At 65.4% G+C, this 11,662-nt stretch carries 10 protein-coding genes; 5 read left to right on the forward strand and 5 right to left on the reverse strand.

The window, feature by feature from the left end:
* Positions 1–79 precede the first annotated feature (79 nt).
* Positions 80–1,597, forward strand: coding sequence for an alpha/beta hydrolase family protein (locus tag CR152_RS14990; protein ID WP_099875642.1), 1,518 nt, complete (start codon positions 80–82; stop codon positions 1,595–1,597).
* Positions 1,598–1,625: 28 nt separating this feature from the next.
* Here the strand turns inward: CR152_RS14990 and CR152_RS14995 are convergent, their stop codons facing one another.
* Positions 1,626–2,219, reverse strand: a complete 594-nt coding sequence (locus CR152_RS14995; protein ID WP_099875644.1) for a hypothetical protein — start codon at positions 2,217–2,219, stop codon at positions 1,626–1,628.
* A gap of 98 nt (positions 2,220–2,317) precedes the next feature.
* Between CR152_RS14995 and greB the strand changes: the two genes are divergently transcribed.
* Together greB and CR152_RS15005 are read left to right on the forward strand one after the other, a co-directional pair.
* Complete coding sequence (gene greB, locus CR152_RS15000; RefSeq protein ID WP_099875646.1) at positions 2,318–2,881, forward strand: transcription elongation factor GreB; 564 nt, start codon at positions 2,318–2,320, stop codon at positions 2,879–2,881.
* A gap of 23 nt (positions 2,882–2,904) precedes the next feature.
* The gene (locus CR152_RS15005; RefSeq protein ID WP_099875648.1) at positions 2,905–4,239 is read left to right on the forward strand and encodes a DUF3422 family protein; all 1,335 of its coding nucleotides are present in this window, start codon (positions 2,905–2,907) and stop codon (positions 4,237–4,239) included.
* 2 nt (positions 4,240–4,241) lie between these two features.
* Here CR152_RS15005 and CR152_RS32930 read toward each other — a convergent pair whose 3' ends face one another.
* The 4 genes from CR152_RS32930 to CR152_RS15030 are packed head-to-tail and all read right to left on the reverse strand — an operon-like array spanning position 4,242 to position 8,638.
* Positions 4,242–5,633 carry a hypothetical protein gene (locus CR152_RS32930; protein WP_157778494.1) on the reverse strand — a complete coding sequence of 464 codons (1,392 nt, stop codon included), beginning with the start codon at positions 5,631–5,633 and terminating at the stop codon, positions 4,242–4,244.
* Positions 5,630–6,427: a hypothetical protein gene (locus CR152_RS15020; protein WP_157778495.1), complete on the reverse strand. Its 798-nt coding sequence runs from the start codon at positions 6,425–6,427 to the stop codon at positions 5,630–5,632. The genes CR152_RS32930 and CR152_RS15020 overlap by 4 nt, the downstream gene beginning before the upstream one ends.
* Before the next feature lie 37 nt (positions 6,428–6,464).
* Positions 6,465–7,844: a hypothetical protein gene (locus CR152_RS15025; protein ID WP_099875654.1), complete on the reverse strand. Its 1,380-nt coding sequence runs from the start codon at positions 7,842–7,844 to the stop codon at positions 6,465–6,467.
* Positions 7,841–8,638, reverse strand: a complete 798-nt coding sequence (locus CR152_RS15030; RefSeq protein ID WP_157778496.1) for a hypothetical protein — start codon at positions 8,636–8,638, stop codon at positions 7,841–7,843. The genes CR152_RS15025 and CR152_RS15030 overlap by 4 nt, the downstream gene beginning before the upstream one ends.
* 178 nt (positions 8,639–8,816) lie before the next feature.
* Between CR152_RS15030 and CR152_RS15035 the strand changes: the two genes are divergently transcribed.
* Together CR152_RS15035 and CR152_RS15040 are read left to right on the forward strand one after the other, a co-directional pair.
* On the forward strand, positions 8,817–10,847 hold the full coding sequence (locus CR152_RS15035; RefSeq protein WP_099882347.1) for a TonB-dependent receptor: 2,031 nt from the start codon (positions 8,817–8,819) through the stop codon (positions 10,845–10,847).
* A gap of 108 nt (positions 10,848–10,955) precedes the next feature.
* Entirely contained in the window at positions 10,956–11,498 is a 543-nt protein-coding gene (locus tag CR152_RS15040) for a biliverdin-producing heme oxygenase (RefSeq protein ID WP_370663858.1), read from the forward strand.
* Positions 11,499–11,662: the final 164 nt, after the last annotated feature.

Here is an 11,662-nt window from a genome sequence, read left to right on the forward strand (position 1 = left end):
TTGGCGTTTGCATAATGCCAATGCTGCTCCCGCCCGCTAATCGGCAGGCCAGCAATTGTGATCATCCACCGGAGGCCTCATGCCAAACGCAATTCCATCTACCCGATTCCTGACCCTCGGCGCCGCGCTGGCCGTTCTACTGAGCGGCTGCGGCGGCTCGCCGGCCAGCCCGGACCGGGCCGACGACACATCGGCCGGTCGCGGCGCGCTGCTGCGCCATTCCCCGACGCGCCTGCTGTCGCTGGACGCGGCCGGGGTCGCCACGCAACTGAATAAATTCGGTACCCAATTGCTGCTGGTCGCCGGCGCACCCAAGTGCGGCATCGACTTTCATCATGTCGAGTACAACACGGTCGGCGCGGCGGGCGAACCGACGACAGCCTCCGCCGCCATGCTGGTCCCGACCGGCGCCGATCCGGCATGCGGCGGCAAGCGCCCGGTCGTGTTGTATGGGCATGGCAGTTCGTTCCAGCGCAAGCTGAACATGGCCGACATCACCGATGCGACGAATGAAGGAGCGGGCAGGATCGGCACGCCGGCCGCCATGTATGCCGCACAGGGTTATATTGTCATCGCGCCCAATTACGCCGGTTACGACACCTCGCGTTTGAACTACCACCCGCACCATATCGCCGATCAGCAGTCAAAAGACATGATCGACGCGCTCGGTGCCGCGCGCACGGCGCTTGCGGGGCTGCCGCACCCGGCCGGCGAGAACGGCAAGCTTTTCATCACCGGTTATTCGGAAGGCGGCTATGTCGCGATGGCCACGCACCGCGCCATGCAGGCGGCGGGCATCACGGTGACGGCGTCGGCACCGCAAAGCGGCAGTTACGCGGAGAGCCTGGACTACGAAGTCCTGGGGACCAGCGGCGCCCTCGACGACCTGCGCGCTTTTTCGCTCTCGACCCAGCTCCAGCTCGTGATGCAGATTACCGCGTGGCAGAAAGCGTACGGCAATCTGTATACGTCACCGTCGGACGTCTATTCCGGCACTTACGCCGGTGCGATGGAGACCCTGTTGCCGGCCACCATGGCATTGGATACGCTGGTGGCCGACAACAAATTTCCACAGTATTTCCTGAGTCAGGACATGCCCCATTACACCGGACTGACTGCTGCGCAGAAGGCATACTTCGGCACGCCGGCCCAAAGCCTGATGAACGCCAGCTACCTGAGCCGCGTGCTGGCCGATATCGCCGCCCATCCCTGTCCGGTGACGTCGGCGGTGGCGCCGCTGGCCTGCGCGCCGGCCAATCCGATGCGCGCCGCATGGTTGAAAAACGACTTGCGCACCTGGGCGCCAAGTGCCCCGATGCTGATGTGCGGCGGCAACGGCGATCCTGAAGTCAGTTTCGATCACGCTCGCCTGACGCACGCCTACTTCCAAGCCCACGGCTCCGCGGCGCAGCTGCTCGATGTCGATTCGCCTGTCACCGACAATGATCCCTATGCACGGTCGAAGAACCTGTTTGCGGCATTCAGGCAAGCGGTCATCGATAGCGGCGACGATCCCACGACGGTCGACAATTATCATGGCTTCATGGCGAACGTCGCGTGCGAAGTTGCTGCGCGCGATTTCTTCAGCCGGTTTTAAACAGCGCTGACTTCGGCGGGGCCTTGCCTCAACGGCGCCGGGCGCGCCACATGGCCACGAAACGGCGCAGGATGCGGGTCGCGCGCATGCTGTGGCGGCCGCCCGGTGCGCGCCGCCGGAACGCCTTGAACGCCCGGCGCAGACGGTCGCGCAGGGCGAGCGCCGCGCGGCTGCTGCGCTGGTAGGCGAGGGTGCCCTTGAGCGCGCCGATCCACTTGTCCTTGAACGCCATGAATGCGCCATGCCAGCGTGCGAACCATGCCAGGGTCAACAGGCTGGGCAGCGTGAGCGAGTACAGGCGCGTGACCGCCGCCGCGCCGCCGATCTTGGCCAGCACGATCACCGCCACCCCCGTCACCGCATGCCCGTTGGCAATCGCGATCAGGGCCAGCAATTTCACCGGAAACAGCAGCACGGCGGGCAGCGCGAAGGCGCACAGCGCCCAATAGGGCGGCAGCGCCCGGATGCGCGCATCGAGCTGGCGCACAGGCGGCCAGCGCGCAATGACGGCGCCGATGCGGGTGCCGGTATCCCACAGCCATTCTTCCAGCAGCAGGATCAGCGCCGCCAGGTACACCAGCGGTGCCAGCAGGCGATAACGGCGTCGCGTGGGTCGTGTCATGGTCCTCCCTTTGGATTTCATGATACGTGAAAACATTGACAGCGCGTAAATAGGGTATCGCCCGGACAGGAAGCGCCTGCGCCATTACAATGAGACGCATGAATAAAGCATTTGTCAAAGAATCGGATAACGACGACGAGGAAGCCATTGCGCTGGCGCAAGCCATTCCTGTGGGCGCCAAGAATTACATCACGCCGGCCGGCTACCAGCGCATCAAGGATGAGCTGCTGCAGCTGATCGATGTCGAGCGGCCCGAGGTGGTCAAGGTGGTGCACTGGGCGGCCTCGAACGGCGACCGCTCGGAAAACGGCGACTATATCTACGGCAAGCGGCGCCTGCGCCAGATCGACGGCCGCATCCGCTTCCTGACCAAGCGCATGGATTCGGCCGCCGTGGTCGATCCCAGCGTCCAGCATGGCAACGACCAGATTTTTTTCGGCGCCACCGTCACCTACTGCAACAGCGCGGGCGAGGAGCACACCGTCACCATCGTCGGCATCGATGAACTCGATCCGCTGAACGGCAAGATCAGCTGGGTGTCGCCGGTGGCGCGCGCCCTGACCAAGGCCAGGGAAGGCGATCTGATCACCTTGCAGACGCCGCTCGGCCCGGATGAGCTGGAAGTGCTCAGCGTGCGCTACCCGGCCCCAGCCGGCGATTGATTTTTCATTTTAGCGAGTTGCCGATGTCGATTTCCCATGCCACTTTCAACCACGCCCTGCGCATACCGCTGGCGGCCGAAGTCCACTCGCGCCCGTCGCTGCGCCTGAACGGCCCCGAAACGCTGACCCATCTGGCGGTCTATGCGCGCGAGGAGGGCGATGCCGATGCGCATCAGCTGGCATGCCAGAACCTGTTGCTTGCCGGCCTGTGCCGTCACTTCGGGGTGGCGCCGCCGCATCCGGAAGCGCGCTATTTCTTCCACGATTTCGGCAATTTCCGCCTGCAATGGGAATCGCACACCGAGTTTTCCACCTACACGTTCGCCGAGCAGCGGGCCGAGCCGGTCGCGGCCGAGCAGGCGTTCGAGCAGGTGCCGCTGCGCCATGTTCCCGATGAGTGGCTGCTGAGCCTCGAAGGCAAGGTGATGGCCGCCACCCACGTGACCTTGCAGCAGGTCAGCGCCTCGCTGACCGAAATGCGCCATGTGTTCGCCGGCAATCTGCTGGTCGGCTGCGACAGCCAGAATTTCGCCAAGGTCTGGACCGATTTCGCGATCGCGCCCGACGGTTTTGGCAGGGTGGTGATCCAGGACCTGGGCATGCAGTACCAGCAGGCCGGGCGCCTGGTGCAGCGGGTGCTGGAAATCGAAACCTACCGCATGATGGCGCTGCTCGGCTTGCCGCAAGCGCAGCTGGCCGCGCCCGTGCTCAACGGCATCGAGGCGGACCTGGCGCGTTTGTCGGCCGGCATGACCGATGCCGGCGACGCCCACGCGGTATCCGACGCCTCCGATGCGCCCGACGACGAGCGCGAGTTGCTGCATAAAATCACGGTGCTGGCGGCGCGCATGGAAAAGCTGGCGCTGGAAAACAGTTACCGCTTCGCCGCCTCAAAAGCGTATTACCGGCTGGTGCAGGCGCGCATCGAGGAGTTGCGCGAAGCCCGCATTCCGGGCGTGCCGACCATTCGCGAATTCATGGACCGGCGCCTGGCCCCGGCCATGAACACGTGCGAATCGACCGTGCGGCGCCAGGAAGCGCTGGCCGAGCGCATCGGCCGTACCAACGACTTGCTGCGCACGCGCGTGGGCATCGTGCAGGAGCGGCAGAACCGGCGCATCCTGGAGTCGCTCAACGCCCGGGCGGCCCAGCAGTTGCGCTTGCAGCAGGCGGTCGAGGGCTTGTCGGTGGTGGCCATTTCCTACTATTCGATCGGGCTGATCGCGTATGCGGGCAAGGCCATGAAGGCGGCCGGCGTGCCGATCAACCCGGACATGGTGACCGGCGCCGCCATGCCGGTGATGCTCGCCGTTGTCTGGCTGGGGCTGCGCCGCATGCATCACCACGTGAGCCGCTAGGCTTACTCGCTCGCGAGTGTGGCGCGGCCCGGCTGCTGGTCGACCGGCTTGCCTGGCGCGAAGATCCAGGACGCGGTGGAAAAGGCCAGGTCGGACCAGCTGACGCCGTTGTCGTGCGATTCGCTGCGCAGCACGGCGCTGACCGTGCAGACAGGCGGCCTGACGCCGCGAGGGTCGCCGCCGCCGCAACCCTCGGGCACGACCGGGTATTCCAGCGCCATCACGTTGTTGCGCCGGGTCACCGCGGCAGGCGGTTCGACTTGCCTGCCCCAGGTGAGATCCTGGGCCTTGAGCGACGCGCTGACCTCGCGCGGAAGCGCCTCCGGATACCAGATCTTGTCCGGATACGTAAAACGCGTGAAGCGCTTGCGGTCCCGGTCGAGCATGGTGATGCCGATGTAGGGAACGCCATTGGCCATGCCGGCGCCGCCGCAGTGCTCGTCTCGCTTGGGTCTCGGAACGTCCGCCAGGAACGTGAGCATCGACAGTTCGGGTTCCACGTCGATGGCTGCGCGGCCGGGTGCGGCTACATAGGCAATCGAGACCAGTTGCACGAAGATCGACCTTTCGTCGCGCCATTCGCGCTTGATCTCTTCGTCATCCGGCTGCTTACCGGAGAGAATAAATTCGGATTGATCGGGCAGGCGGCAACGTATCACCAGTGGCGTGCCCTGTGCCAGCACAATGCGCCGCTCCCGGCGTTTGTCTTCATCGGGTGCAAAGCCTGGCCTGGCGGCGTCCGGCTGGTCCAGCGCCGATTTGCCGATGGTGAACAATTTGGATGCGCTGGTGACGACCGGCTCGCTCCATCTGCCCCCCTGGTCGGTCGATTGCATTTGCAATACGTGCGACAGCGGCGCGCGGTACACATCGGCATCCGCGTAGTGGCCCTGGTAGCGGCGCGTGAGCGCTTCTTCGAGCACCCACGTGGTGCCGAGTACCGCCACGCGCCTGTAGCCGCTATAGTTCAGGGCTTCGCGGGAGGAGCCGCGATTGGCCTGTGTTTCGACCTCTTCATCATGAGGGCGGTGCGCTTTCAACGACGCGATCTGACCCTTGGCGATGCTGCGGTACTGCCCCTTGCCGGAAGCGGGCGCATGGACGGTGTCGCCCCTGACATAAAACCTGGCGCACATTGCCGCTGGCGTAGCCGCGTCGTCGGGGCGTTCCAGCGATGTGATGCCCAGCTCGACCGGTGCGGCGCCGCCCGGTGCGAGGTAGCGCGTGTCGTACCTGGTAGCGCAGCCTGCCGGACGGACTCCGGCAGGCGCTTTGCAGTGCGCCTCCATCACAATACGGCCACCCTGGGGCAGCACGCATTCCAGAGTGTCCCGGGCAAAGCCGGACCGGGCATGCAGGCCCAGCACCAGCATGGTCACGAGGGCGGTTTTCATTCGGTGCATTCTTTCAGGCATGGCTGCTCAAGCGGCGTGGCGCCGCTCTCGTCGCGGTTGCGGTAATTGCGCAGGCTGCGCGCGGAAGGGTGGGCGAGGCCGGCTTGCCGCGCGAGCGTCATGCCGGTCTCGAAAAAGTAGGGCGCGGCCTCGATACTGGCCGGTTGCCAGGTGTCGCCACGGTCGCTTGAGGTCATGCGCAGCACGGCACTCACCGGGCATTGCTGGGCATTGGTTTCGGCGCAGGCGGGAACGTCGGTCGCGTACAAGGGCAGCTCCTGCACCAGCTTGCCCTGGCGGATGGCCAGGGCGCCGGTTTTGCCCATCATGCGCAAGCCGCGCCGGGTTAGCAGTGCATCGATACGCAACTGCTCCTGCTTGTCGAGGTCGCTCTTGCCGGTGCGCGCCGGTACCCAGAAGCTTTTTTCTCCCGGCATGCGCAGGGACAGACCGGTACCCGGCTGGCCCTGGGGGCTGCCCAGACGGGAGCACAGAAGTTCCAGATTGGGCCGTTGCTGCAAATTCAGATATTCCAGGTTTGCGCCCGTGTACACCAGATTGCCGGTGCCGCGCGCGCGGTAATACACCTTGAAGTCTTGCTGGTCGTCGCGGTTGGTACGACGGCTCGAGAAGTCACCCGGCTGCGCCCAGTCATGTTTTGCCTGGAGGATGAAAGCGCTGCCATCGGCCAGCTCGCATTCGACGGTTTCGGTTAGCTCGACGGCGCCGGCCGTGCCCATGAACGCGGCGGCAAGGCAGAAGGGGAGCGTGTGCAGTAGACAGCGATAAGCCATGGAGTTGCTTCCGGAAAGGTGATGGAGGTGGACAAGCTTACCGGCGTTGCAGCGTGGCTCGGCCGGGCTGCTGCTCGAGCGCCTTGCCTTGCGTGAAGATCCAGGAGGCTTTCGAGAAGGCCAGGTCGGACCAGCTGACCCCGTTGTCATGCGATTCGCTGCGCAGCACGCCGCCGACCGGACAGACGGGGGCCTGGTCGCCCCGGGCGCCACTGGCGCAGGTCTGCGACACGAGCGGGTATTCCAGCCCGATCAGCTTGCCCCGGCGGCTGACTGCAACGTTGATGCCATAAGTCAGTTCCTGACGCATCAGCATCTCCCTGATCTGGCGCGGCGGGTCGCCCGGAAACCAGATCTTGTCCGGATAGTCGAATCGGGTGAAGCGCTTGCCGTCCTGGTCGAGCATGGTGATGCCGATGAAGGGAAGCCCGTTGGCAAGGCCGGCGCCATTGCAGACTTGATCCTGCGCGGGACCCGCGGCGGCCGTCGGCAGGCCCATGAGCAAGGCCAGGTCCGGATCCACGCTGATGGCGGCGCGGCCCGGTGCGGCGACATAGCTGACCGAGGCGAGCGGCACGAAGGGCTGCATTTCGCCGCCAGACTGGCGGTTCGCATCTTCGTCATCCTGCAACATGCCGGAGAGCACAAATTCGGATTGATCGGGCAGGCGGCAACGCAATACCAGTTGCTTGCCCTGTGCCAGCAGCGCGCGCCGGTCCTGGCGTTTGGCGGCGATGGTCGAGGCACCGGGTTTGGCGGCGTCCGGCTGGTCCTGCGCCGATGTGCCGATGGCGAATAATCTGGACGCGCTGGTGATGACCGGGGCGCTCCAGCTCTTGCCCTGGTCGGTGGACAACGTTTGCGACACGTGCGACAGCGGCTGCCGGTAAAAATCGGCATCGGCATAGTGGCCCCAGTGCCAGCGCGTGAGCGCGTCTTCGACCACCCAGGTGGTGCCCTGCACCGCCATGCGCGTATAGCCGGGACGGCTCAGTGCGCGCCGGGCCGATTCGCGGTTGGCCTGCTTTTCCACTTCTTTATCGTAGCGCGGTTTCGCTTCCAGTGACGCAAGCTGGCCCTTGGCGACGGTACGATATTGCCCATACTCGGCGCCGCCAGCGTGCACGGCGCCGTCGCGGACATAGAAATTGGCGCACATTTGCGCCGGCGTACCGGAATCGCCGGTGCGGCGCATCGAGGTGATGCCCAGCTCGACCGGCGCGGCCCCGTCCGGCCCGAGGTAGCGCGTGGCGTACTGCGTATCGCAAATTTTCGGGTCATTGCCGTAGAGCGCTTTGCAATCTCCCTCCATCACGATGCGGCCGCCCTGGGGCAGCACGCATTCCAGGCGGTCCTGGGCAAAGCCGGACTGGGCGTGCAGGCCCAGCACCAGCGCGGTCACAAGGGAGGTTTTCATTCGGTGCATTTCTTTTGGCATGGCTGCTCAAGCGGCTTGGCGCCGTTCTCATCGCGGTTACGGTAGTTGCGCAGGCTGCGCGCGGAAGGGCGGGCCACGCCGGCTTGGCGCGCGAGCGCCGTGCCGGTCTTGAAGAAATAGGGCGCGGTTTCGATGCCGGCCGGCTGCCAGGTTTCGCCCCGGTCGTTTGACGTCATGCGCAGCACGGCGCTCACCGGACACTGCTGAACGTTGCGTTCGGCGCAGGCCGGCGCGTTGGTGGCGTACAAGGGCAGTTCCTGCACCAGCTTGCCCTTGCGCATGGCCATGGCGCTGTTTTTATCCATCACGTGCAAGCCGCGCTGCTTTAACTGCGCATCGACGCGCTGCTTTACCACTTCGTCGAGGTCGCCCATGCCGGTGGGCGCCGGTACCCAGAAGCGTTTTTCTCCCGGCATGCGCAGGGAAGCACCGGTGCCCGGCTGTCCTTCGTAGATGCCCAGGCGGGCGCACAGGACTTCCATATTGGCGCGTTGGTCCAGGCGCTGATGTGCCAGTGCCGCGCCGGTGTCCACCAGTTCCCTGCTGCCGCGCGCGCGGTAGGACACCTTGAAACTGTCCTGGTCCTCGCGCGCGCTGGCATGGCGCGCGAACACCGCCAGCGGGGTCCACTGATGTGTCGCCTGGAGCACGTAGGCACTGCCATCGGCCAGCTCGCACTCGACGGTTTCGGTGCGCTCGACGGCACCGGCGCTGCCCATGAACGCAAGCGCAAGGCAAAAGGGGAGCGTGCTTAACAAACAGCGATATGCCATGGAGACTCTTCCGACAGCTGACAAGGGTGGATGTGAGCGGCGATGTTAACACATGAACATCATGCGGCATCGATCGGATGCCATGGCACAAAGTTGAATCCGAAATCATGCGGCGGCCGAATAAGGGATGAGACCGCCGTTTTTTTCATCGCTTTCCCATTTCATCACAGGCCTGCCCATGCACGATTACCGACTTGTACGCCATCCTTTGAGCGCCTTGCTGCTGGGCGCCTCGGCCCTGGTCCACGCCGACGAGGCGGCCGAACCGCTGCCGCAAGTGGTGGTGGCCGCCTCGCGCGTGAGCCAGCTCGGCGTGGCCGATTCCGCCAATGCCGGCCTGGTCACCCAGCAGCAGCTGGCGGCGCGCTCGGTGTACCGTCCCGGCGAACTGCTGGAAGCCACCCCCGGGCTGATCGTCAGCCAGCACAGCGGCGAAGGCAAGGCCAACCAGTTTTACCTGCGCGGCTTTAACCTCGACCACGGCACCGACTTGCGCACCACGGTGGACGGCATGCTGGTCAACCAGCGCAGCCACGCCCACGGGCAGGGCTGGACCGACCTGAACTTCCTGATTCCCGAACTGGCCAACCGCCTCGAATACCGCAAGGGCCCGTACTACGCCGACGAAGGCGACTTCGCCGCCGCCGGCGCGCTGGCGGTACGTTACGCCGACACCCTGCCGGAAGGCATCGCCAGCCTGGGCCTGGGCCAGAACGGCTACCGGCGCGCGCTGCTGGCCGATTCGCCGGCGCTCGGCAAGGGTAAGCTGCTGTACGCGCTGGAATCGTTCCATAACGATGGGCCGTTCACTCGCGGCGACGATTACAACAAGGTCAACGGCGTGCTGCGCTTCAGCCAGGGCGACGCGGCCAATGGCTTGAACCTCACGGCCATGGCCTACCGGGCGCGCTGGAACGCGAGCGACCAGATTCCCCGGCGCGCGCTCGCCGATGGCCGCCTGGGCCGCTTCGACACGGTCGACGCCAGCGACGGCGGCAGCGCGCGCCGCTACAGCCTGTCCGGCGGCTGGCACGCCGCGTCGCAGGCGGGCGTGACGAAGGTGAATGCGTCGGTGGTGGCGAACCGGCTGGAGCTGTACTCGAACTTCACCTATTTTCTGGACGACCCGGTCAACGGCGACCAGTTCAGCCAGCCGGACCGGCGCGTCACCAGCGCCGTGAACGCCGAGCACCGCTGGGGCAGCCACCGGGTCGGCTTCCAGTTCCAGAACGACAATATCCACAACGGCCTGTACGACACCGTGGCGCGCCGGCGCCGTACCACCACGCGCGAGGATCACATCGTCGAAACCAGCGCCGCCGTGTTTTACGACAACAGCACGCGCTGGACGCCCATGGTCCGCTCGGTGGCCGGGGTGCGCGTCGACCACTACCGTTTCGATGTCGACAGCATCCTGCTTGAAAACAGCGGCCGCGCCAGCGCCAACCGCGCGAGTCCCACCCTGAGCCTGATTTTTGGCCCGTGGCGCCAGACCGAGCTGTACCTGAACGCCGGCACCGGCTTTCACAGCAACGATGCGCGCGGCACGACGATCCGCACCGACCCGAAAAGCGGCGAACCGACCGACCGGGTGACGCCGCTGGTCAAGGCGCGCGGCTATGAAGTGGGCCTGCGCAGCGAAGCGCTGCCCGGCTTGCAAAGTTCGCTGTCGCTGTACCGGCTCGATTTCGATTCGGAACTGGTGTTCGTGGGTGACGCGGGGACCACCGAGGCGGGCCGGCCGAGCCGCCGCAGCGGCGTCGAGTTTTCCAATTACTACAAGCCCAACGACTGGATGAGCATCGATGCCGATGTGGCGTTCGCGCGCGCGCGCTTTCGCAATGCCGATGCGGCCGGACGGCGCATTCCCGGCGCGGTCGAAGGCGTGGCCTCGCTGGCACTGGCGCTCGACAATCTCGGTCCGTGGTTCGGGGCGTTGCAGCTGCGCTATTTCGGTCCGCGTCCGCTGATCGAAGACAACGGCGTGCGCTCGCGTTCGACGACCACCTTGAACGGGCGCATCGGCTACAAGCTGGGCAAGCGTCTCAAGCTGGAACTGGAAGGCTTCAATCTCGCCAACCGGCGCAGTTCGGCGATCGACTATTTCTATGAATCGCGCCTGGAAGGGGAGGCCGAGCCGGTCGAGGACGTCCATTTTCACCCGACCGAATCGCGCTCGTTCAGGCTGACGCTGAGTTCATCGTTTTGAGGCGTGCGGAGCAACAAGGCTGATAGACTGTGATGCGAATGCCTTACAGAACAGGAATTATCTATCAATCAACATCCCAACCGTGCGCAGGCCGATGCGCTGAGCGCCCTGCGCATTGCCACAGCCGACCGCCACGCCGTGCTCGACGCCGGCATGCCGCTGGCCCAGCCGGACGCCGGCTTGCAGCACTACAGCGACCATCTGCACATGTTGCGGCGCTGGTTGTCTCCCTTGGAAGCCTGGCTGGCGAATTACAGCGACGGTCCGCAGGGTGAGCCCGGCTTGCCGGCGGTGGCGCGGGTTGCGCTGATCGACGCCGATCTGGCCGATCCGGCGCTGCATGGGGTGCATGCGGATACGCGGGCCGAGGACGATACGGTGTGGCCGATTGGTGCAAGCGCGGCGTACCGCTGGGGTGTGACGTATGTGATCGAGGGTTCGCAACTGGGCGGGGCGGTGCTGTATCAGCGCCTGGCGGGGCCGCTGGCGCCGCATCCGCTGCGTTATCTGCGCAGTGGCGCGGAGGGGCCGGGTCCGCGCTGGCGCAGCTTCATGCTGGCGCTGCGCGAGGGGGTGAAAAGCGAAGGGGAGATTGCCGATGCGTGCAGGGGAGCGTGCGATGCGTTTGACCGGATTTTGGCGATGAGGTAGGGAATAGCACCTGTCGCTAGCCTTGAAACCGTAATTCCCACCGCACTAAAAACCGTCATTCCCGCGCGGGAATCCAATTCCGTAGCGCAGTCACAGGCGGCTCGAGGAACTTGGATTCCCGCCGAGTGCCGCCTTGGCGCGGGAATGACGGTTTGGGGGATAGC

The organism is Massilia violaceinigra (assembly GCF_002752675.1).
GTDB classification, from domain to species: Bacteria; Pseudomonadota; Gammaproteobacteria; order Burkholderiales; family Burkholderiaceae_D; genus Telluria_A; species Telluria_A violaceinigra.